Source organism: Anaeromyxobacter sp. Fw109-5 (assembly GCF_000017505.1).
GTDB lineage: Bacteria > Myxococcota > Myxococcia > Myxococcales > Anaeromyxobacteraceae > Anaeromyxobacter.
Map to the genome: position 1 here is coordinate 2,136,942 of NC_009675.1, position 23,069 is coordinate 2,160,010.

17 protein-coding genes and 1 tRNA gene are annotated in these 23,069 nt (G+C 70.7%); 17 read left to right on the forward strand and 1 reads right to left on the reverse strand.

Annotation, left to right across the window (positions count from 1 at the left end):
* Nucleotides 1-21 precede the first annotated feature (21 nt).
* Nucleotides 22-1,098: a metallophosphoesterase gene (locus tag ANAE109_RS09520; protein WP_012096649.1), complete on the forward strand. Its 1,077-nt coding sequence runs from the start codon at nucleotides 22-24 to the stop codon at nucleotides 1,096-1,098.
* 248 nt (nucleotides 1,099-1,346) lie between these two features.
* Nucleotides 1,347-1,418, forward strand: a tRNA-Val gene (locus tag ANAE109_RS09525).
* A 266-nt stretch (nucleotides 1,419-1,684) separates the two neighbouring features.
* On the opposite strand, the gene ANAE109_RS09530 is transcribed toward ANAE109_RS09525, so the two are convergent.
* Nucleotides 1,685-3,019, reverse strand: a complete 1,335-nt coding sequence (locus ANAE109_RS09530) for a hypothetical protein (RefSeq protein WP_041448245.1) — start codon at nucleotides 3,017-3,019, stop codon at nucleotides 1,685-1,687.
* Between the two features lie 472 nt (nucleotides 3,020-3,491).
* Here ANAE109_RS09530 and ANAE109_RS23395 point away from each other — a divergent pair, with 472 nt between their 5' ends.
* The 15 genes from ANAE109_RS23395 to pheT all read left to right on the forward strand — a co-directional run bounded on the left by ANAE109_RS23395 (nucleotide 3,492) and on the right by pheT (nucleotide 23,069).
* Entirely contained in the window at nucleotides 3,492-4,880 is a 1,389-nt protein-coding gene (locus ANAE109_RS23395) for an ATP-binding protein (protein ID WP_012096651.1), read from the forward strand.
* A 388-nt stretch (nucleotides 4,881-5,268) separates the two neighbouring features.
* A complete protein-coding gene (locus ANAE109_RS09540) occupies nucleotides 5,269-5,613 on the forward strand; it encodes a hypothetical protein (RefSeq protein WP_041448246.1) in 345 nt (114 codons plus the stop codon).
* Between the two features lie 57 nt (nucleotides 5,614-5,670).
* Nucleotides 5,671-8,217 (forward strand): multiheme c-type cytochrome, encoded by a 2,547-nt coding sequence (locus tag ANAE109_RS09545; RefSeq protein ID WP_012096653.1) that lies wholly within the window; start codon nucleotides 5,671-5,673, stop codon nucleotides 8,215-8,217.
* Between the two features lie 223 nt (nucleotides 8,218-8,440).
* Nucleotides 8,441-10,402: a threonine--tRNA ligase gene (gene thrS, locus ANAE109_RS09550; protein ID WP_041448247.1), complete on the forward strand. Its 1,962-nt coding sequence runs from the start codon at nucleotides 8,441-8,443 to the stop codon at nucleotides 10,400-10,402.
* Nucleotides 10,403-10,972: 570 nt separating this feature from the next.
* Nucleotides 10,973-12,541 carry a 2-isopropylmalate synthase gene (locus tag ANAE109_RS09555; protein ID WP_012096655.1) on the forward strand — a complete coding sequence of 523 codons (1,569 nt, stop codon included), beginning with the start codon at nucleotides 10,973-10,975 and terminating at the stop codon, nucleotides 12,539-12,541.
* Complete coding sequence (gene leuC / locus ANAE109_RS09560; protein WP_012096656.1) at nucleotides 12,541-13,977, forward strand: 3-isopropylmalate dehydratase large subunit; 1,437 nt, start codon at nucleotides 12,541-12,543, stop codon at nucleotides 13,975-13,977. The genes ANAE109_RS09555 and leuC overlap by 1 nt, the downstream gene beginning before the upstream one ends.
* 4 nt (nucleotides 13,978-13,981) lie before the next feature.
* Nucleotides 13,982-14,560, forward strand: a complete 579-nt coding sequence (gene leuD / locus ANAE109_RS09565; protein WP_012096657.1) for a 3-isopropylmalate dehydratase small subunit — start codon at nucleotides 13,982-13,984, stop codon at nucleotides 14,558-14,560.
* 109 nt (nucleotides 14,561-14,669) lie between these two features.
* Entirely contained in the window at nucleotides 14,670-16,382 is a 1,713-nt protein-coding gene (gene ilvB / locus ANAE109_RS09570) for a biosynthetic-type acetolactate synthase large subunit (RefSeq protein WP_012096658.1), read from the forward strand.
* 1 nt (nucleotide 16,383) lies between these two features.
* Nucleotides 16,384-16,917 (forward strand): acetolactate synthase small subunit, encoded by a 534-nt coding sequence (ilvN, locus tag ANAE109_RS09575; protein WP_012096659.1) that lies wholly within the window; start codon nucleotides 16,384-16,386, stop codon nucleotides 16,915-16,917.
* Nucleotides 16,918-16,932: 15 nt separating this feature from the next.
* Nucleotides 16,933-17,961, forward strand: a complete 1,029-nt coding sequence (gene ilvC, locus ANAE109_RS09580; RefSeq protein WP_012096660.1) for a ketol-acid reductoisomerase — start codon at nucleotides 16,933-16,935, stop codon at nucleotides 17,959-17,961.
* Nucleotides 17,962-18,141: 180 nt separating this feature from the next.
* A complete protein-coding gene (gene infC / locus ANAE109_RS09585; protein ID WP_012096661.1) occupies nucleotides 18,142-18,831 on the forward strand; it encodes a translation initiation factor IF-3 in 690 nt (229 codons plus the stop codon).
* Between the two features lie 87 nt (nucleotides 18,832-18,918).
* Entirely contained in the window at nucleotides 18,919-19,122 is a 204-nt protein-coding gene (gene rpmI, locus ANAE109_RS09590; protein ID WP_012096662.1) for a 50S ribosomal protein L35, read from the forward strand.
* 100 nt (nucleotides 19,123-19,222) lie between these two features.
* Complete coding sequence (rplT, locus tag ANAE109_RS09595) at nucleotides 19,223-19,567, forward strand: 50S ribosomal protein L20 (RefSeq protein ID WP_012096663.1); 345 nt, start codon at nucleotides 19,223-19,225, stop codon at nucleotides 19,565-19,567.
* 10 nt (nucleotides 19,568-19,577) lie between these two features.
* Nucleotides 19,578-20,657: a phenylalanine--tRNA ligase subunit alpha gene (pheS, locus tag ANAE109_RS09600; protein ID WP_012096664.1), complete on the forward strand. Its 1,080-nt coding sequence runs from the start codon at nucleotides 19,578-19,580 to the stop codon at nucleotides 20,655-20,657.
* 9 nt (nucleotides 20,658-20,666) lie between these two features.
* Nucleotides 20,667-23,069, forward strand: coding sequence for a phenylalanine--tRNA ligase subunit beta (gene pheT, locus ANAE109_RS09605; RefSeq protein WP_012096665.1), 2,403 nt, complete (start codon nucleotides 20,667-20,669; stop codon nucleotides 23,067-23,069).

A 23,069-nucleotide genomic window follows, 5' to 3' on the forward strand; every position in this document is an offset into this window, starting at 1 on the left:
ACATGAATAAGTTACCGGGTGATGGCCCCCCGGAAGCTCAAGCTCGTCGTCTCGGATTTCCACCTCGGCAAGGGCCCCTACCGCGAGGACGGCTCGGTGAACGTGTTCGAGGACTTCCGGCACGACGGGAAGTTCGCGGAGTTCCTCGACTACCACCGCGAGGGGGAGTTCGCGGGCGCGGAGATCGAGCTGGTCGTCAACGGCGACTTCTTCAACCTGCTCTCCGTGGATCTGGACGGGCGCCTGCAGGAGGCGATCACCGAGCGCGTGGCGGTGGAGAAGACCGACGCCATCCTGCGCGGCCACCCCCTCGTCTTCGACGCGCTCGAGCGCTTCGCCGGGGATCCGCGGCGGAGCGTGACGTTCATCATGGGGAACCACGATCCCGGCCTGCTGTTCGCCGGGGTCCGGGAGATCATCGCGCGCCGGGTGGGCGGCGCCCACCGCTTCCTCCTCGACAGCTACGACTTCGACGGCGTCCACGTCGAGCACGGCATGCAGCGCGAGCCGATGAACGCCTTCAACCCGAACCGCTACTTCCGGGAGCGCAACGGCGAGCTGTTCCTCAACCTGCCGCTGGGCTCGCGCTACATCATCTCCGTCTTGAACGAGGAGAAGGCGCAGCGGCCATACATCGACAAGGTCGCGCCGTTCGCCAGCTACTACCGCTGGGCGATCCTCAACGATCCCGAGGCGGTGCTGCGGATCTCCCTGCGCTCCGTGGGCTTCGCCGCGGCGGCCGCGCTGAAGCGCATCCCGCACCTCGATCCCATGCCGCTCGCCGACCTCGCGAAGCGGCTCCTGCGCTACACGGCGTTCCCCACCCTCGAGCACGAGGCGCGGCACCTGCTCTCGCGCAAGGGCTACAACACCGTGATCATGGGCCACACGCACGTGCCGGTGTACCGCGAGTACGCGCGCGACAAGGTCTACGTGAACACCGGCACCTGGAACGCCATGACCTCGCTCGACGTCGGCAACCTGGGCAGGACGGAGCAGCTCACGTACGCCCACGTCGAGTACGTCGACGGCCGCCCCCGCGCCCGGCTCCGCGAGTGGCGGGGGATCGCCCGGCCGACCGAGGACGTGTTCTTCTGACGGCTTCGGCGAGACGGGCGGCGCGATTGACCCGCTGACCCGGAGCCGTGGAGAGAGAATGGCGCGGGACGTTCCGCCCACCCCGAGCCTGCGGAGAGAACGGGGCCGCGCGATGACCCGCTCACCCTGAGCCTGTCGAAGGGTGAGCTCCTGGAAGCGGGGGAATGCCGAGCCGCTCCGGACCGCCGAGCGACCAGTTGACTCCGGCCGGAAACCGGCTATAAACGCGCCTCGTTGTCGCGGACGACAGGCCCGTAGCTCAGTGGTAGAGCACTACCTTGACACGGTAGGGGTCGTCAGTTCAATCCTGACCGGGCCTATGAAGACGGGAGCTCAGCCGCGCGCTGAGTTCCCGTTTTTTTCCTTTGCGGGCTCCCCTGGGTAACCGGATGGGTAACGCGGTCAGCGCGACTGCTCCGCGAGCCACGCGTCGGGCGCCGCGGACGACCGCGGGACCTTCGCCGGGGACACATGGCCAGCCTCTCGGAACGCGAGAAGGGCCGCCCCGTCTCCGGAGCGGCCCCGTGCCGCCTGACCTGCGACTCAGCGGTTGTGGCGCGAGTGCGCCGATGTCATCGCTGCGAGATCAAGGGACCGCGGTCAGCGTCAGGTAGTAGGGCAGCGCGCACCCCGTGGCCGCGGGGTCGGGAACGACGCGCACCCAGTAATTCGTCCCTGGAGCGCGGCCGGACACCTCCGCTCGCCCGGTGCCGAACGCGATCCGCTCCTCCCCCGAACCTGCGTTCATCGCCCACAACTCGACGGACAGTCCCGCATTGCTGGAGACGACGGTCAGTCCCGTGAAGTCCATGTGAGTCCCGATCACGTACATCCAGTCCTCGTCGTTCGGGACAGCCTCGATCGTGGTGGTCGGCGCGGTGGGGACCGGCGTGTAGCCCCAGGCGGCGTTCGCAAGCGTGTTGTCCGTCTCGCGCATGTCGTCGCGGCAGATCGGCTCCACGATGTTCACGGCGACCGTCATCGTGTCGGTGAGCCCCTCGTTCACGAGGCGCGCCGTCAGCATACAAACTGTAGGTGACGACGGGGCAGTCCAATAGAAGAGTCGCCAATAGTGGCCATCCGGTGCCGTCGGCAGAAGCTCGGTCTGCGGCGCAGCCTGGGACGTTTCCGTTCCGCCACAGTCGATCGACAGCGACGCGTCCGGATCGCTCGGTTGGGTCCCGACGTGGGCGAGATATTCAATCTGCAGATCCTGTCCCGTAGGCCAATCGATCTCGCACGACCAGTTTGCTCCGACCCTCCGGACGTTGCACACGTTGCTGGGGTTCGGGTTGCGGCGGTTCGCGACGGCAACATTCACGAAAGACGGGTTCGGAACGAAGTACCCGCTTATGTTTGCGGTGCCCAGGTCCGATACGACGATGACAAGGCTGATCGTGTCGGTCAGGGATCGCGACGACACGGTGAGTGTCAGCGTGCAGGCTCCCGCGGTGGTGGCCGACCACTGGGTCGTGGCCGACGCCGGGGAGGAAAATGTACCAGAGCACCCCTCGCTCTGCGTCCAGGAGAACGTCACGGCGTCCGCGTCCGGGTCGACGGCCGCGGCTGTAAGCGTGATGGCCTCCGCGACGAACGGGCCCAAGTCGGAGATGGCGAGACTCGTGATGATCGGTCCGTGATCGCCCCCAGGGAGCGGGCCCGTGTCGTCCAGAATCTTGATGACGACCAGCGTGGAGTTGCCAGCCGTGATCGTCGCCTCGGTGGTGCCGGTGCCGACTAGCACCTCGTATGGCGGAGTGCCGGTATACGCGCGCGCCGTGAAGGAGTGCGTTCCGGCCGGTACCGATATTGCGCCGCCAAACGAACCGTCCGTGTTGAGCGTCAGATTGCTCACGATGTTCGCGGGCTGGATTTCAATCTCGACCCGCGAGAGAGTGGTCGTCGCGGTTGCGGCCTGCACGCGGATGTTTACCGATGGACTCGGCAATTCCGACTTCCGCGAACCGCATGCGAGTGCGACAAGTGCGCTACAGGCGACAGCGAGTGATCGAACGTTCATGCCGGCCCCCCAAGGCCCACCGGAGGGGGGTTCCGAGGGACGTCCTCGGTGACGACCCACCAACGGCTTCGCGCCAGGCTGGCAGGGCGGCGCGCATGCGATCCACCGCTCGATGGGGTACTCGCGCTGAGCGTGAAGCGAGTCGGGCGTGGCGGCGCCAGCAACCCGTTGGCGCCTCGCGGGCAACTCCGTGCGGCGCGGCCCGGTTCGCTCCGGCGCCGAAAGTTTCCCGCAGAGGTTCCCTCGTGTACGGGAGCCGCCTCTTTTCCCAGCTCGACGCCGACGCGTGAGCTCGCGACCCGCGACCTGTGGCAATGAGCCACAGCGCAACCTCGTGAACGCAGGCGCTCGGCGTGATGGGATCGGGTGACTCGTGGCCCGCCCGGAGGGGACACCTTCGCAGCTGCGCTGGCCGGGCCTTCCGGCGCGGATCGCGATCGGCTTCGGCGCCGCGCTCGTGAGCCTCGCCGCGGCTTCCGGCGCGTCTTACGTCGCGCTCTCGGCGCGCGACTCCGCGAGCGCGCTGGTCCGGCACACGGCCGAGGCGCAGCACGCGATCGAGGAGCTCGAGTCCGCCCTGCTCGTCTCGGACGTCGCGCTCAGGGCGCACGTGGAGGACCACGACCCGCGCCATCGAGACCTGTTTCAGAGCGGTTGGTCGAAGGTGCTGCCCGCGCTCGCGGACCTCCAGCGCATCTCCGAAGCGCACCCCGAGCAGAAGCCGCGCATCGCAAGGATCGCGGAGGCCGTGGACGAGATCCGCGCGGAGCAGGCCCGCCTCGTGGCGCTCGTCGACGCCGGCGATCTCCCCGGGGCTCGCGCCCTCGAGACGGCGAACGCCGCGAGGGAGGTCCTCGAGGGCGCGATGACCATGCTCGGTCGGATCGACGAGGACGAGCAACGCGCGCACGAGGGCCGCGAAGCCGCGTGGAAGCGGACCGTGCTCGTCTCCAACGCGGTGTTCGTCGCCGCGGTCGGCGTGCTCCTCGTGCTGATCCTCCTCGCCGCCCGGCTCGTGCGCGACGACATTCGCACGCGGGAGGCCGCGCGGGCGGACCGCGAGCGCACGCTCGTCGTGCAGCGGCGCCTCATGGCGGTGGTGAGCCACGACCTGCGGAACCCCCTCGGCGCCATCCTCACCGCGGCGTGGGCGCTCGCACGGCTCGAGCTACCGCCGAATGCGGGGGCGATGGTCCGGCGCATCGTCAGCTCGGGGCGGCGGATGGAGCGGCTGATCCGCGATCTGCTGGACTGGAGCCGCTTGCAAGCCGGCGGCTCCGTCCCCATCGCCACCCGCGAGGCCGATCTGTTCGACGCGTGTCAGCGCATCACGGACGAGCTCCGGGATCGCGACGGGAAGCTCATCCACCTCGAGCGCGACGGTGACACGCGCGCCACGTTCGATCCGGAGCGCATCGAGCAGGTGGTCGGAAACCTGCTCTCGAACGCGCTCCGTTACGCGCCGCCCGGAACGACCGTGCTCGTGCGCGCAGTCGGCACCCCGCAGGAGGTCCGGCTCGAGGTGCACGACGAGGGTCCCGGGATCCCCTCCGAGGCGCAAGCCCGGATCTTCGAGCCGTTCCGGCAGGGGCCGAGCGGACACGGCACGGGGCTCGGCCTGGGGCTCTTCATCGTGCGATCGGTCGCCGAGGCGCACGGGGGCCGCGTCCACCTGGAGTCCGCGCCGGGCAAGACGTCGTTCGTCGTCCACCTCCCGCGGTGTGTCGCCGCCCTGGGAGGCGAGGGCGGCGCGACCCGCTGACGGCCGAGGCCACGGATCCCCCGGCTGCGCGGGTGATCCGGTGGCCGATCCCGGAACGCTCCGTTAACGCGTTAGCACCCCACGTAACGCCGAAAAGTTAACACTCTCGGGAGGATGCGTGTCCCGTGGACGCGGGTCGCACCGCCGGGTGAGGCAGTTGCCCCACCTCGAGCGGCGATGGGGGAATTCCCCCATCCTTCACTCATCGTGACCCGCCGGTCTTCCGGTTCGCCCGCGGTCCGACACGGCGCCGCTCCGGGCACGCGCCGTGCTCTCTCCCGCTCCGCGCGGATCGTGGTCTTCACGAACCGTGTCGAGAACCGGGACCAGGGCCGGCGTTTTGCCGGCTCCAACGGAGGGAGCAGTGAACACACACGTTAACGCTCGGATGCGGACGGCGATCGCCGTCCTCGCCGCGCTGGGCTTCGCGTGCCTCGGGGAGCTGCCCGAGCCGCCGCAGACCGGCGAGAAGCAGAAGTCCACCTACCACTCGTCCGACGCGAACGGCGCCATCCCGCTGCGCGACGCGGCGGGCGCCACCATCGCCCGCGGCTCGACCACGCCGTTCAGCCCCGAGCAGACCTGCGGCGGCTGCCACGACACCGCGGTGATCACGCGCGGCTACCACTTCCAGCAGGGACGCACCGGTCCGGACAACAACTTGCTCGTCTCCGACAGCTACAACCCGCAGAAGCCGTGGCTGCTGTCGCCCGGCATGTACGGCAAGACTTGACCCCCGTCGTCTGACTCGAGCCAGTTGGCTCGAAAGAGCAACACCAGCACGACGGCGATGGACAAGACCTCCTACTTCTTCACCTTCCAGTGCGGCATCTGCCACCCGGGCGGCGGCCCCACGCAGTACGACCGCGACGGCCGCAAGTACTTCGACGGCACGAACTTCGGCTACGGCGGCGGCGTGGCCGCGCTTCCCCCCGAGGCCAAGCTGGACGGCGACTACGGCTTCATCGTCCCCAAGGACTCGGCGGACGGTACCGTCCTCGCCGGCACCCCGGTGCTCGCGAACGGCTGGAAGAAGAACGGCGTCCTCGAGCCCGACTGCCTCCTCTGCCACCTGAGCGGCTACAGCTGGAAGAACCGCGCGGCGACGCTCGTCGGCGGCCAGGGGATCACCGGCGTCGCGGCGTTCAAGGTCGCGCCGGCCATGGGCGCGGGCTTCGGCAGCGTCACCGTGGCGGCCGCTCCGGCCTTCCCGCCCACGGCCTCCGCGGTCGGTCCGGTCGACTACGAGCTCGGCATCGCAGCGGGTACGCTCGAGGTGAACGGGAGCAACCAGCTGCAGATCAGGCTCGGCAAGGTCGGTCCCACGCCCGAGGCGAACTGCCGGGGCTGCCACTCGACCCCCGACACCAAGAAGTCTGGCCGCACGCTCCTCGATGCGACCGACGTGCACAAGCTGAACGCGGTGAACTGCACGGCCTGTCACACGAATGCCGGTAACGCGCTCGAGCACCAGTTCGGCAAGGGCGACGTGACCATCGGCTCGGTCCGGGACGACCTCGACAACACCGTCCGGTCCTGCGCGGACTGCCACCTGAACGGCGCCGCCCCCGCTGGGCTCATCGCGCCGGATCCCACGCGTGCCCACGCCTCCATCCCGAGCCTCCACTTCTCGGCGATGAAGTGCCAGGTCTGCCACATCCGCTACATGGAGGACGATCCCGTGACCGCCGGGATGCAGGTCCCCGAGCTCATCGTCGAGATGTCGACGAACGGCACGCAGACCATCTCGACCTGGGAGAAGTACTTCAAGACGAACCCGCTCGATCCGTCGCAGAACGACGCCGCCCTGTCGGCCGTGACGAGCACGTACCGCTGGTACCCCGCGATCCGCTGGTACAAGGGGAAGCTCCAGACGGTGAAGCCGCTCCTCACCGCCTACTACGGCGACTGGATCAGCGGCACGGGCGACACCGCCATCATCCGGCCGATCCCGCTGCGCATGGTGCGCAAGGCGCTCGGCGACAAGTACGGCGTCGGCACGCCGCGTCTCGGCACGCTGCCGGTCACGCCCGGCGGCCTGGACCCGGCGAACCCGATCCCGTTCAAGAAGGCCGAGATCAAGGCGCTGCTCGAGGCCATCGGGAACGCGAACGACACGGCGAACCCGGATCCTGCGGCGAACAACGACATCGCCGTCCGGCCGGTGCTCATCCGCGCGGAGAAGGTCTACTACCTGAACGACGTGGGCGAGGTGGAGTTCTTCGAGAGCGCGGTGGCCGAGTCGCACGACTTCGCCATCAACCACAACGTCGTGCCGAAGCGTGACCCGGCGAACCCGATCCTCAAGCCCGGTCCGTACGGCGCGGGTGGCTGCACCGACTGCCACTCCCCCAGCTCGACGTTCTTCTTCGGCAAGCAGCTGATCGAGCCCGCCGAGTACGAGTTCCTCGACGAGCACGGCACGCAGCCGAACCCGAACGCGGGCAAGCCGCACTACGTCCCGCACTACGTGGCGATGGGCTACAGCGACTACAAGGTCGCGAGCCTCACGGGCGACCGCATCGCGGTCAACGTGCGCGTCCTCGGCTGGGGTCCGGGCAGCACCGTCACCGGTGACGGCCTCGACTGCGGCTTCGGCGGCGGCCTGTGCGTCACCACCGTGGCCGAGAGCGGCACCCTCGCGCTGACGGCCAACCCCGGCGTCGGTGCGACCGTGAGCTCCTGGGACGGCTGCGCGCCGTCGGCGGACAAGCTCACCTGTTCGCTCTCCGTCGGCGGCGCGTCCGGCCTGGGCTCGACGAAGGTCGTGGTCGTGACCTTCGGTCAGCCGGCGTCCACGCCGATGCCGACCAGCTCGGGCGTCGCCCTGAGCGTGATCGGCTCCGGCTGGGGCAACGTGAGCGGCGCGGGCCTCAACTGCAACATCGGCTCGCAGGGCGCCTGCGGCGCCGAGCTCGCGAACGGCACGCTCGTGACGCTCGTCGCGACGCCTGACCGGTACACCTGGGTCGAGAGCTGGACGGGCTGCACGCCGGACGCGGTCGATCCCAACAAGTGCACCGTCAGCGTGAGCGGCGTGAACGCCGTCAGCGCGCTCCTGTCGAACGGCTCCGGCGGCGGCCCTTACTCGCCGACCCAGTCGCTCATGGTGCGCGTGTTCGGACCGGGGACCATCACGGGCCCCGGGCTCAGCTGCCGCGCCGAGAACGGCGGCTGCCGCATCGACGTGCCCACCGGTGACACGGTGACGCTGACGGCGACCGGCGACTCCGGCGCCACGTTCGCCGGGTTCGCGGGGTGCACCTCGACCACGGGGAGCACCTGCAGCATCACGATGACGGAGCCGTCCGCCGTCGTCGGCGAGTTCACGCGGTGAGGTGATCGCTAGGGCGCCGCCTCCGGGCGGCGCTCCTCTTCAGGGCCCGGCCGGCATCCGCCGGCCGGGCTTTTTTCGTGCGCCGCGCCTCGGCGCGCCGCGGGCGGCGCCGTGTGCAGCGAGAACCCCCTCCCTTCCGGTGGCCCGTTGCGTTAGAACACGCGACGTTTTCGCGGTGCGCTCGGCGGTCGCCCGCCGGCCCCACGCTCGAGGGAAGGAACGCATGTCCGATCTCGTGAAGGTGACGCTCCCAGACGGCAGCCAGAAGGAGGCGGCGCGCGGCACCACCGTGCTCGACTTCGTGAAGACGGCCATCGGGCCGGGGCTCGCCAAGGCGGCGTACTTCGCCAAGCTCGACGGCGAGCCGGTCGACCTCTCGCGCCCGCTCGACCGCGACGCGAAGCTCGAGGTCGTGACGACGAAGAGCCCGGAGGCGCTCGAGGTGGCGCGCCACGACGCCGCGCACGTGATGGCGTCGGTCGTCCAGAAGCTCTATCCGGGCACCCAGGTCACCATCGGCCCCGCCATCGAGGACGGCTTCTACTACGACTTCGCGCGCGAGACGCCCTTCACGCCGGAGGACCTCGAGAAGATCGAGAAGGCGACGAACGAGGCCATCGCGGCGGACCTGCCCTTCGTGCGCGACGAGATCTCGATGGACGCCGCGCTCGGGCTCTTCGAGGGCCTGGGCGAGAAGTACAAGGTCGAGATCGTGAAGGACATCGCCGCGCGCGGGGCGAAGACGCTCACCCTGTACCGCCACGGCGACTGGGTGGACTTCTGCCTCGGGCCGCACGGCCCGTCCACGAAGCGCATCGGCGTGGTGAAGCTCCTCAGCGTCGCCGGCGCCTACTGGCGCGGCGACTCGCGCAACGCGATGCTGCAGCGGATCTACGGCACCGCCTTCTTCGACAAGAAGGAGCTGGAGGCGCACCTCGCCAGGATGGAGGAGGTGAGGAAGCGCGACCACCGCAAGCTCGGCCCCGCGCTCGGCCTCTTCGCCTTCCACGAGGTGGCCCCCGGCGCGGCGTTCTGGCTGCCGAACGGCACCACCCTCTACAACGTCCTCGAGGACGCGATGCGCCGCCTCGTCTCGAAGGGCGGGTACCAGGAGGTGAAGACGCCGCTGCTCTTCAACAAGCGGCTGTGGGAGCAGAGCGGCCACTGGGGCGTCTACCGCGAGAACATGTTCCTCGTGTTCGACAAGGAGTCCGACCCGGCGCTCCCCGTGGACGAGCGGCTCTCGATGAGCCTGAAGCCGATGAACTGCCCGTCGCACCACCTCATCTACAAGATGGGGAAGCGCTCCTACCGCGACCTGCCCATCCGCTACTTCACGGTGGACACCCTGCACCGGAACGAGCTCTCCGGCTCGCTCGGCGGCCTCACCCGCGTCCGGCAGTTCGCGCAGGACGACGCGCACCTCTACCTCATGGAGTCGCAGATCCCGGAGGAGGTGAGCCGCATCGTCGAGCTGATGAAGACGGTCTACGGCGCGTTCGGCCTCGAGTTCTCGCTCCTCTTCTCGACCCGCCCCGTGAAGCCGGAGGACCGCATCGGCGACGACGCGCTCTGGGACAAGGCGGAGGGGGCGCTGCGGGCCGCGCTCGACCGCATCGGCCTGCCGTGGCAGCTCAACCCGGGCGACGGCGCCTTTTACGGCCCCAAGATCGACTTCGTCGTCACCGACTCCCTCGGCCGGAAGTGGCAGACCTGCACGATCCAGCTCGACTACGCGGCGCCCGAGCGGTTCGACCTCACCTACGTCGGTGACGACAACCACGAGCACCGCCCGGTGGTGATCCACCGCGCGGTGTACGGCTCGTTCGAGCGCTTCATCGCCATCCTCACCGAGCACTACGCGGGCGCCTTCCCGGCCTGGCTCGCGCCGGTGCAGGCGCGCGTGGTGACGGTGTCGGATCGCTTCGAGGGCTGGGCGCGCGAGGTCCAGGCGAAGCTGGCGACCGCCGGCTGGCGCGTGGAGCTCGACGAGTCCTCGGACAAGCTCGGCGCCAAGATCCGCAACGCCCAGCTCGCCAAGATCCCCTTCGCGCTCGTCATCGGCGAGAAGGAGGTCGAGGCGCAGGGCGTCGCGCCGCGGCGGCACGGCGGCGAGGATCTCAAGACCATGCCGCTCGACGCCTTCGAGGCGCTGCTGCGCCGCGAGGGGACGCCGCCGTATTAGGGATCGGTCACCCCGAGCGCAGGTCCCGCGAAGCGGGGCCGGAGCCGAGGGGCGCCGCCGAGGCGGGTGGGCCGCTGCCGCCGCGGGTTGACTCGCGAATCGGGCGCTGCCGCGACGGACAGTGAAGTCCCGCGCCGCGGTCGCGTCCTCCCGCGTCTCGCCACGGCCGCTCGCCGGCCCTGCGCTCGCCCCTCCGGAGGGGAGCGGGGCTGTCGCGGTGCGTCCACGTGCGTCCCCGCTTGACAGGTTCGCTCGCGGATCGCTAGGCTCCCGCTTCCGATGTTCTTCGTACGCGCGCAACGACTTCTTCGCCTGGCGGGAGAGGTATCCCGGCCAGGCTAGCTGCCGCGCCGCGACCTCTCTCGCCGAAACCGGCCGGAGAGGTTGCCCCCCGACAGGCGACGCCACTCCGGCCCCAGTGAACAGGAGCCAGGAGACCGCATGTCGACACAGCCGCCCGCCAGCCCCACCGCATCGAACGTAGCCTCCGGGAGTTCATTCACCGCCAGTTCCGAACGCAGCCCGGATCCGCGCCAGCCCCGTTCCCAGCACGACGGAGAAAGCGTTGCCGTGAGAGACGCCGACAGGGTCATCATCTTCGACACCACGCTGCGCGACGGCGAGCAGTCGCCCGGCGCGTCGATGAACCTCGGCCAGAAGCTCCAGGTGGCGCGCGCGCTGCGTGAGCTCGGGGTGGACGTGATCGAGGCGGGCTTCGCCGCCGCGTCCCCCGGCGACCTCGAGGCGATCCAGGCGGTCGGCCGCGAGATCGAGGGACCGACCATCGCGAGCCTCGCCCGCTGCACCAAGGGCGACATCGGAGCGGCCTGGCAGGCGCTCGAGGGCGCGCCGCGCCGCCGCTGCCACGTGTTCCTGGCCACCTCGCCCATCCACCGCGACTTCAAGCTGAAGCTCGCGAAGGACGAGATCATCCGGCGGGCGGTGGACGGCGTGAAGCTCGCGCGCGAGCGCTTCGACGACGTCGAGTTCTCCACCGAGGACTCCGCCCGCACCGAGCTCGAGTTCCTCGCCGAGGTGGTCGAGCGGGTGATCGAGGCCGGCGCCGGCACCGTCAACATCCCCGACACGGTCGGCTACGCGCTGCCGTCGACCTACGCGGAGACCATCCGCTACCTCAAGCAGCACGTCCGCGGCATCGACGGCGTGGTCGTCTCGGTGCACTGCCACAACGACCTCGGCCTCGCCGTCGCGAACAGCCTGGCGGGCGTGATGGCCGGGGCGCGTCAGGTGGAGTGCACCATCAACGGCATCGGCGAGCGCGCCGGGAACGCCTCGCTCGAGGAGATCGTCATGGCGTTCCGCACGCGCCACGACGTCCTCGGGGTGCGCACGGGCGTGAAGACCGAGCGGCTCTACCCGACGAGCCGCCTCGTCTCGCAGGTCACCGGGCTGCACGTCCAGCGGAACAAGGCCATCGTCGGGCAGAACGCCTTCGCGCACGAGGCCGGCATCCACCAGCACGGGATGCTCACCCACCGCGAGACCTACGAGATCATGCGGCCGGAGGAGGTCGGCTTCGCGAAGAGCCAGCTCGTGCTCGGCAAGCACTCCGGGCGCCACGCGCTGAAGGAGCGGCTGGTCGCCCTCGGCTACGGGCTCGACGACCCGACGATCGACAAGGTGTTCCAGGACTTCAAGGTCCTCGCCGACAAGAAGAAGGACATCTACGACGCCGACATCGAGGCGCTCGTGGTCCACGGGCAGATCCTCGCCCAGGGCGGTCGCGCCTGGGAGCTCGACGCGCTCTCCACCACCTCCGGCACCGGGACGCTCCCGGTCGCCTCGGTCGCCCTCCGCTCGCGCGACGGCGAGCAGCACCGCGACGCCGCCACCGGCGACGGCCCGGTCGACGCCGTGTACCGCGCCATCGAGAAGATCACCGGCATCCCGGTGAAGCTCCGCGACTACCAGATCGTGAGCGTCTCGACCGGCGAGGACGCGCAGGGGGAGGTCTCCATCGAGGTCGAGCACGCGACCGGCGTCTACCGGGGCCGCGCGCTCTCGACCGACATCGTCGAGGGGTCGGCGCGCGCGTTCCTCGACGTGGTGAACCGCATCGCGCTGAAGAGCACGCCGGCGGCCGACGAGGCCCGCCGCGAGGAGATGGGTACCGTCTGATGAGCGCCACCGACCCGCGCCCCGCGCGCACGCTGTTCGAGAAGGTCTGGGACGCGCACGTCGTCCGGGCGGAGACGCCCGAGACGCCCGCCGTCCTCTACATCGATCTCCACCTCATGCACGAGGTGACGAGCCCGCAGGCGTTCTCGATGCTGCGCGAGCGCGGCCTGAAGGTCCGGCGCCCGGACCGGACGCTCGCCACCACCGACCACTCCACGCCGACGCTGCCGCGGCTCCCCGACGGCCGCTGGCCGTTCTTCGACGCCCAGAACGAGGCGCAGGTCGCCCAGATCGAGAAGAACGCCCGCGACTTCGGGGTGGAGCTCCACGGCCTCGGCGACCCGCAGCAGGGCGTCGTGCACGTCTTCGGCCCGGAGATGGGCGCGACGCAGCCCGGGATGACGGTGGTCTGCGGCGACAGCCACACCGCCACGCACGGCGCGTTCGGCGCGCTCGCCTTCGGGATCGGGACGTCCGAGGTCGGCCACGTCCTCGCGACCCAGTGCCTGCTCCAGCGCAAGCCGCGCTCGCTCGCCATCCGGGTGGACGGGGCGCTGCAGCCGGGCGTCACGGCGAAGGACCTGATCCTCGCCATCATCGCCCAGATCGGCGTCGGCGGCGGCACCGGCCACGTGATGGAGTTCACCGGTCCGGCGGTCCGCGCCCTCACCATGGAAGGGCGCATGACCCTCTGCAACATGGCGATCGAGGGCGGCGCCCGGGCCGGAATGATCGCGCCCGACGACGTCACCTTCCAGTGGCTCGCCGGGAAGCCGCGGGTGCCGCAGGGCGCCGCGTTCGACGCGGCGGTCGCGAGGTGGCGTGAGCTGCCGACGGACGCCGGCGCGCGCTACGACCGCGAGGTGACGGTCGACGTGTCGCGGCTCGAGCCCATGGTCACCTTCGGCACCAACCCGGCGCAGGGGATCCCGGTGACCGGGCGCATCCCCGATCCGGGCGCCGAGAAGGACCCCTCGGCGCGCGCGACGCTCGAGAGCGCGCTCCGCTACATGGCGCTCGCTCCCGGCAAGCCCATCCTCGGCCAGAAGGTGGACGTCGTGTTCGTGGGCAGCTGCACGAACGGCCGGCTCGAGGACCTGCGCGAGGCGGCGAGGGTGATGCGCGGCCGCAAGGTGAAGACGCGCACGCTCGTCGTGGCGGGCTCTCACGCCGTGAAGAAGGCGGCGGAGGCGGAGGGGCTCGACCGCATCTTCCGCGAGGCGGGCGCCGAGTGGCGCGAGCCGGGCTGCTCGATGTGCCTCGCCATGAACGGCGACATGCTCGAGCCCGGGCAGTACTGCGTCTCGACGTCGAACCGGAACTTCGAGGGCCGCCAGGGGCCCGGCGGGCGCACGCTGCTCGCGAGCCCGGCGACGGCGGCGGCGGCGGCCGTCTCGGGCGCGGTCGCGGACCCGCGCCGGCTGGTGGAGGGCTAGGCCAATGGAACCGATCCGGACCATCGAGAGCCGCACGGTCGTCATCCCGCGCGAGAACATCGACACCGACCAGATCATCCCGGGGCGCTTCCTCAAGGTCACCGACAAGAAGGGGCTCGGGAAGGCGCTCTTCTCGGACTGGCGCTACGACGCCGGCGGGGGGCCGCGCGCCGACTTCGTCCTCAACGGGCCGGCGGCGGAGGGCTGCACCGTGCTGGTCGCGGGCGACAACTTCGGCTGCGGCTCGTCCCGCGAGCACGCGCCGTGGGCGCTCGTCGACTACGGCATCCGCGCCGTCGTCTCGACGCGCGTCGCCGACATCTTCCGCAACAACGCCCTGAAGAACGGGCTCCTCCCGATCGTGCTCGACCCCGCGAGCCACGCGAAGCTCCTCGCGGCGCCCGGCGCGAGCGTCCGCATCGATCTCGCCTCGCAGACGATCTCGCTCCCCGACGGCTCGACCGCCTCGTTCCCGCTGGACGGGTTCGCCAAGTACTGCCTCATGAACGGCGTCGACGAGCTGGGCTTCCTGCTCTCGCAGGAGGAGTCGATCGCCGCGTTCGAGACCCGGTCGAAGGTATAGCGGCGGGCGCCCCGCCCCTCGCGCGCGCGATGGGGCGGGGAGGGCCCGCCGTCGTCCTTGCGGCAACCGCGAACTGGCACGGAACCCCAGCACGCTTCACGAGGTACACATGGCCAAGGAGAGAATCACGGGCGCGACGGCCGTTCGACGCGCGCTCGAGGCCGAGGGCGTCGAGTACGTCTTCGGCATGCCCGGCGGGACGATCCTGCCGATCTACGACGCGCTGTGGGGCTGCGAGCGCCCGAAGCAGGTGCTCATCCGCCACGAGCAGGTGGGCGGCCACGCGGCGGAGGGGTTCGCCCACGCCACCGGGAAGGTGGGCGTGTGCTTCGGCACGTCCGGCCCCGGCGCGACGAACCTCGTCACCGCCATCGCCGACGCGTACATGGACTCGGTGCCGCTCGTCGCCATCACCGGGAACGTCGCGACCTCGCTCATCGGGTCCGACGCCTTCCAGGAGGCGGACATCACGGGCATCACGATGCCCATCACGAAGCACAACTGGCTCGTGACCGACGTCCACGACCTCCCGCGCATCCTGAAGGAGGCGTTCTACGTCGCCCGGACCGGCCGCCCGGGCCCGGTGCTCGTGGACATCCCGAAGGACATCCAGAACACCGAGTTCGAGTTCGAGTACCCGGAGACGGTGGACATCCCCGGCTACCACCCGCCGGTCCGCGAGGAGCCGCGCCTCAAGGACGCCGCGCTCCTCGTCCGCAGCGCCACGCGCCCGATCATCTACCTGGGCGGCGGCGTCCGCATCTCCGAGGCGCACAAGGAGGTCTCCGCGTTCGCCGAGCTCGTCGGCGCGCCGGTGGTCACCACCGTGCACGGGAAGGGCGCGTTCCCCGAGACGAGCCCGCAGTGCCTCGGCATGTTCGGCATGCACGGCTCGCGCTACGCGAACTACGCCGTCCAGAACTCCGACCTGATCATCGCCCTGGGCGCGCGCTTCGACGACCGCGTCACCGGCAAGCTGTCGACGTTCGCGCCCGAGGCGAAGATCGTCCACCTCGACATCGATCCCGCCGAGATCTCCAAGCTCGTCACCGCCACGGTCCCGCTGGTCGGCGACCTGAAGCTGCTGCTGCCGCAGCTCACCGAGGAGGTGCGGCGCGCCGAGGCCGCGCACGGGAAGCCCGACGTCTCGGGGTGGTGGAAGCGCATCGACGACTGGCGGAAGAAGTACCCGCTCAAGTACGAGCAGGAGGGGCAGAAGTACCTCCTCCCGCAGTACGTCATCGACACGCTCTGGAAGAAGACCGGCGGGAAGGCCATCGTCACCACCGGCGTCGGCGAGCACCAGATGTTCGCGGCGCAGTGGTGGAGGACGTCCGAGCCGCGCCAGTTCATCACCTCGGGCGGCCTCGGGACCATGGGCTTCTGCCTCCCGTCGGCCATCGGGATCCAGCTCGGCCGGCCGGGCGAGCTCGTCATCGGCATCGACGGCGACGGCTCGTTCCAGATGACCCTCCAGGACCTCGCGACGGCGGTGGACCTCGAGCTGCCCATCAAGATCTTCGTCCTGAACAACCTGTTCCTCGGCATGGTCCGGCAGTGGCAGGAGCTCTTCTACGAGCGGCGCTTCGCGCAGACGCCGCTCACCGACCGCCCGGATCTCGTGAAGCTCGCCGACGCCTACGGCTGCCTCGGGCTCCGCGCCCGCACGCCGGAGGAGCTCGACCAGGTCATCGACCAGGCCCTCGCGAACTCGAAGGGCCCCACCATCGTGGACGTCCGCGTGCGCCGCCAGGAGAAGGTCTTCCCGATGGTGCCCGCCGGCGCGCCCCTGAACGACATGATCGACGGCGGAGGTGACTAGGATGGAACGCACCGAAGAGAAGCCCAACGGGTCCACCCACACCATCAGCCTCCTCGTCGAGAACAAGCCGGGCGTGCTCCACCGCATCGCCGGCCTCTTCTCCCGGCGCGGCTACAACATCGCGAGCCTCACCGTCGGCCCGACCGAGCGGCAGGAGTACTCGCGCATGACCATCGTGGTGCGGCTGGGCTCGAAGACGGTCGAGCAGGTCGTCCGCCAGGTCCAGAAGCTCGTCCCCGTCGTCGAGGTGCGGGAGCTCTCGGCGTCGGACCTCATCGAGCGCGAGCTCATGCTCGTGAAGATCCACACCCCGGAGCGCAACCACGCCGAGCTCCGGGCCCTCGCCGAGACGTACGAGGCGACCATCGTGGACGTCTCGCCCGACGCGCTGGTCGTCGAGGCGAGCGGCAACGCCGGGAAGCTCGACGCGCTCGAGGACCGGCTGCGCCCCTTCGGCATCCAGGAGATCTGCCGCTCCGGTCGCATCGCCCTCGAGCGCGGGTTCAAGACGCTCGCCCCCCCCAGTCTGAAGTAGGAGAGGACCACCGAAATGGCTGCCACCATCTATTACGACAAGGACGCGAACCTCGAGCTGCTCAAGAAGCGGAAGGTCGCGGTGATCGGGTACGGCTCGCAGGGCCACGCCCACGCGCTGAACCTCCGCGACTCCGGCGTGGACGTCCGCGTCGGCCTCGGGCCGGGCTCGCGCTCGAAGGCGAAGGCGGAGGGCGCGGGGCTGCGCGTCGTCTCCGTCTCGGACGCCGCCCGCGAGGCGGACGTCATCATGGTCCTCATCCCGGACCAGACGCAGAAGAAGGTCTACGACGAGGAGATCGCGCCCCACATGACGAAGGGGAAGGCGCTCCTCTTCGCGCACGGCTTCAACGTGCACTTCGGCCAGATCCGCGCCGCCGAGGGCGTGGACGTGCTCCTCGTCGCGCCGAAGGGCCCCGGCCACATGGTGCGCCGCCAGTACCAGGACGGCCGCGGCATCCCCGGCCTCGTCGCGGTCCACCAGGACGCGACCGGCCAGGCGAAGCAGGTCGGGCTCGCGTACGCGCGCGGCATCGGCTGCACCCGCGCGGGCGTCCTCGAGACCACGTTCAAGGAGGAGACGGAGACCGACCTGTTCGGCGAGCAGGCGGTCCTCTGCGGCGGCGCCTCGGCGCTCGTGAAGGCGGGCTTCGAGGTGCTCGTCGAGGCGGGCTACCAGCCGGAGAGCGCCTACTTCGAGTGCCTCCACGAGCTGAAGCTCATCGTGGATCTCATGTACGAAGGCGGCCTCGCCTGGATGCGCCACTCCATCTCCGACACGGCCGAGTACGGCGACTACACGCGCGGCCCCCGGGTGGTGACGAGCCAGACCAAGGACGAGATGCGGAAGATCCTGCGCGAGATCCAGACCGGGCAGTTCGCGAAGGAGTTCATCATCGAGAACTCGGTCGGCCGGCCGATGTTCGACAAGATGCGCGAGGCGGAGGCCCAGCATCCCATCGAGGAGGTGGGCAAGCGCCTGCGCGACATGATGAGCTGGATCCGCGAGGCCAAGAAGGACTCGTCGGATCCCAACGCGAGGTAGGGGAGGGTGCGCGCCGGGCCCGCCCGAGGGGTCCTCCCCTCGGCGGCGCGCCCGGCGCACCGTCCCGTTTGACTTCGCTCGTGAAATCCTTATCCTACAGCGTCTTTTCCATGGCCCCGCAACCGGGGCCTCGTGTTTTGAGGCCTTCTGCGGAGCGAAGGCGACCGTAGTCGGAGGATCATGGCGATCCAGCAGCGAGACAGCCGAGGCGGAACGAACCGGGACGCGCGCACCAACCGCCGCATCAAGGCGCGCGAGGTCCGTGCGATCGGGCCCGAGGGCGAGCAGCTCGGCGTGCTCCCGATCGAGCAGGCGCTGGCGCGTGCGCAGGAGCTTGGGATGGACCTCGTCGAGGTCAGCCCCATGGCCAAGCCGCCAGTCTGCAAGATCATGGACTACGGCAAGTTCAAGTACCTCGAGAAGAAGAAGCAGAACGAGGCCAAGAAGAAGCAGGTCGTCGTCCAGCTGAAGGAAGTGAAGCTGCGCCCGCGCACCGAGGAGCACGACTACGCGACCAAGATCAAGAAGGTCCGCGAGTTCCTCGGCGAGTCGAACAAGGCCCGCATCACGGTGACCTTCCGCGGCCGCGAGATGTCGCATCGCGAGCTCGGGCAGAAGGTGCTGCAGCGGATCATCGAGGATCTGCGCGAGGTGGCGGTGATCGAGGCGGCGCCCCGCATGGAAGGGCGCCAGATGTTCATGATCCTCGCGCCGAACCCGAGGATGCTCCAGGCCCAGCGCGACCGCGCCAAGGCGGCGGCCCAGGCCGCCCCGGCGGCCGCGCCCCAGCCCGGGGCTCCGGCCGCGCCGCCCGCCGCGCCGGCGCCTGCGCCGGCGCCCGAGCAGACCCCGGAGGCCGGGCCGCGGTAGCCGTCAGGAGATCCGTGCTCGACCGGCTCCGCGGGACCGGACGGTCCGACGGCCGGGCACGATGAACGAAGGAAGAACGAGAAGAAAATGCCCAAGCTGAAGACGAAGAGCGGCGCGAAGAAGCGCTTCATCCCGAAGAAGAGCGGCAAGGTGAAGTTCCGCCGCGCCGGCGTCCGCCACCTCGCGACGTTCGGGAAGACGAAGAAGCAGAAGCGGCACCTCCGGGGCACGGATCACCTCGCCCCGATGGATGCGAAGAAGATCAAGGAGTGCTTCCCGTACGCCCGCTAGGGCGACGGGAGCCGTAACGCCCAAGCGGGGTCCACAAGAGTGCACGGCGCGTCACCGACGGTGACGGGTCGCGGCGCCTCCCGCCGGCAGGAGAAGGAAGATGCGCGTCAAGAAGGGATACAAGGCCCGCCGTCGTCGTAACCGCGTGCTGAAGCTCGCCAAGGGCTTCCGGGGCCGCCGCAAGAACTGCTACCGCCGCGCGAACCAGGCCGTCGAGCGCGCCCTCGACTACGCCACGCGCGACCGCCGCCAGAAGCGCCGCGACTTCCGCGCGCTCTGGATCGTCCGCATCAACGCCGCCGCCCGGCAGAACGGCACGACCTACTCGCGCCTGCTCGCGGGCCTGAAGAAGGCCGGCGTCGCCATCGACCGCAAGATCCTCGCGGATCTCGCGCTCGCGCTCCCCGGCGACTTCGCCGCGGTCGTCAAGGCCGCCAAGGCGTAGGGGAGGGGCCTTGGCCGACCTCCTCGGACAGCTCGAGGCGCTCGCGAAGGGCGCCCGAGAGGCCATCGGCTCCGCAGCCGACGAGAAGGCGCTCGAGGACCTCCGCGTCCGCTTCCTCGGCAAGAAGGGCGAGCTCTCCGCGGTCCTCCGCGGCATGGGCGCGCTCCCCGCCGAGGAGCGGCCGCGCGTCGGCGAGGTCGCGAACCGCGTCCGGGACGAGGTCGAGGCGCTGCTCGCCGGCGCGAAGGGCCGCCTCGAGGCCCGCAAGCTCGAGGCGGAGCTCTCCGGCTCGCCGATCGACGTGACGCTCCCCGGCCGCCGGCTCCTGCCGCGCGGCCACCGTCACCCCATCACGCGCGCCACCGAGGACATCTCCGCCATCTTCGCGCGGCTCGGCTACGAGGTCGCCAGCGGCCCGGAGATCGAGCTCGACTGGTTCAACTTCGAGGCGCTGAACATCCCGCCGGATCATCCCGCGCGCGACATGCAGGACACCTTCTACGTGGAGGTGTCGACGCTGGGTGACGGCGCGCCCGACGGGACGGTGCTGCTCCGCACGCACACCTCGCCCGTGCAGATCCGGGCGATGCAGCGGCTCGGAGTCCCGCCGGTCCGGATCATCTGCCCGGGCCGGGTCTACCGCTCCGACTACGACCAGACCCACTCGCCCATGTTCCACCAGGTCGAGGGGCTCTGCGTCGACGAGGGGATCACCTTCGCCGATCTGAAGGGCACGCTCGCCGCGTTCGCGCGCGCCTACTTCGGCGAGGGCACGCGCACCCGCTTCCGGCCCAGCTACTTCCCGTTCGTGGAGCCCGGCGCCGAGGTGGACGTCTCCTGCTCCATCTGCGGCGGCACGGGGAAGAGGGACGGCAGACGCTGTGGTACGTGCAAGGAGACCGGCTGGCTCGAGGTGCTCGGCGCCGGCATGGTGCACCCGAAGGTGCTCGAGAACGGCGGCTTCGACCCGAAGCGCTACAGCGGCTTCGCCTTCGGCATGGGCGTGGAGCGGATGGCCATGCTCCGCTACGGCATCGACGATCTGCGCCTCTACTTCGAGAACGACCTGCGCTTCCTCGAGCAGTTCTGAGCGCCCCGAATGCGGATCTCTCTCAAGTGGCTGTCCGAGTACGTGGAGCTCCCGGCCGCCGACGAGGTCGCGCGGCGCCTCACCGCCGTCGGCTTCGAGGTGGAGGCGATCGAGCGCGTCGGCCAGGGGCTCGCGGGCGTCGTGGCGGCGCGGATCCTCGCCTCCGAGAAGCACCCCAACGCCGAGAAGCTCTCGGTCACGAAGATCGACGCCGGCGAGGGCGAGCCGCTCCAGGTCGTCTGCGGCGCCAAGAACTACCAGGTGGGCGACGTGGTCCCGCTCGCCACCGTCGGCGCCACGCTGCCGGGCGGCACGAGGATCGAGAAGGCCAAGCTCCGCGGCGTCGAGTCCTACGGGATGCTCTGCTCCGCCCGCGAGCTCGGGCTCGCCGAGGACGCGAGCGGCCTCCTGATCTTGGACCGCGGCATCGCGCCGGGCACGCCCATCGCCGAGGCGCTGGGGCTCGAGGACGTGCTCCTCGAGGTGAACGTCACGCCGAACCGCCCCGACGCCCTGTCGCACGTGGGCCTGGCGCGCGAGGTCGCGGCGCTCCTCGGCCAGCAGGTGAGGCTGCCGCGCCCGGCGCTCCGCGAGGCCGGCGCGCCCGCGGCCGAGGCGGTGAAGGTCCGCATCGAGGCGCCGGAGAAGTGCGCCCGCTACGCCGCGCGCGTCGTCGAGGGCGTGAAGATCGGCCCCTCCCCGCTGTGGCTCGCGCGCCGGCTCGAGGCGTGCGGCGTCCGCTCGATCTCGAACGTCGTCGACGCGACGAACTTCGTGCTGCTCGAGCTCGGCCATCCGCTCCACGCGTTCGACCTCGACGAGGTGGCGGGCCACGAGATCGTGGTGCGCACCGCGCGCCCGGGCGAGAAGCTCGTGACGCTCGACGGCAAGGAGCGCGCGCTCGAGCCGGACGACCTGCTCATCGCGGACCGCGAGCGGGGAAGCGCGCTGGCGGGCGTCATGGGCGGGGACGTCTCCGAGATCTCGGCCGGGACGACGCGGGTGCTCCTCGAGTCCGCCTGGTTCACGCCGGGCGGGATCCGCCGCACCTCGCGCCGGCACGGGCTCAAGACCGAGGCGTCCTATCGCTTCGAGCGGGGGGCCGATCCCGGCATGGTGATCGCCGCGGTCGATCGCTGCGCGGCGCTGATCGCGGAGCTCGCCGGCGGGACCGTCCGGCCCGGGATCGTGGACGCCCACCCGCGTCCCCACCGCGCGCCGGAGGTGCACCTCCGCTGGCGCCGGCCCGGCGAGCTGCTGGGGATCGACGTGCCCCGCGAGGAGGCGCGCCGGATCCTCGGCGGCCTCGGCTTCGAGGAGCGCGCGAGCGACGCCGAGGGCGCCGCGTTCGCCGTGCCGAGCTGGCGCGTCGACGTCTCGCTCGAGGAGGATCTCGTCGAGGAGATCGTCCGCACGAAGGGCTACGACGCCATCCCCGAGACGCTGCCGGCCACCGCCGTGCGCACGCCCGTCGAGGCCGCGGACGCGCAGGTGACCGCGCGCGCCCGGGAGGCGCTCGAGGGGGCGGGCTTCTCGGAGGCGGTGAACTTCAGCTTCGTCGCCGAGCGCGAGCTCGCCCCGCTCGCGGATCCCGCCGCCGCCGTGCTGCGGCCCATCGCGCTCAAGAACCCCATCAGCGCGGACCTGGCGGTGATGCGCACGAGCCTCGTGCCGTCGCTCCTGCGCAACGCCTCGACGAACCGGCGCCAGCGCGTGGACGACGTGCGGCTCTACGAGATCGCGCGCGTCTACCGGCCGGCGCCCGCCGGTTCGGGCGCGCCGGCCGCCGAGGCGGGAGAGCTCGCCGGCGTGCTCGTCGGCCGCCGGAGCCCCACCGGCTGGGCGGCGGCGTCGGACCCCGTCGACTTCTACGACGCGAAGGCCGCGGTGGCGGCGGTGCTCGAGGCGCTCGGCATCGACGGGCGCTGGCGCGCGCGCGGCGGCGCGTGGCTCCACCCGCGGATCTCCGCCGAGGTGCTCGCCCAGGACGGCGAGGTCCTCGGCGAGGTCGGCGAGCTCCACCCGCGCGTCGCGGCCGCGTTCGAGCTTCCGCGCGGCGTGTTCGCGTTCCAGCTCTCCGGGGCCGCGCTCGTCCGGAGCGCGCGGCTCGTCCCGCGCTACGGCGGCATCCCACGGTTCCCGGCCGTGCTGCGCGACCTGGCCGTCGTGGTCGCGGAGGACGTCGAGGCGGGGGCGGTGCTCGCCGCCGTGCGGGAGGAGCCGCTCGTCGAGGACGCGACCCTGTTCGACGTCTACCGCGGGGCCCCCATCCCGGCGGGCAAGAAGAACCTCGCGCTCGCCATCCGCTATCGCGCCGGCGATCGGACCCTCACCGACGCGGAGGCGGACGCGGCCCACGCGCGCATCGTGGGGCGGCTGCGCGAGGCGCTCGGCGCGGAGCTGCGGGGCTAG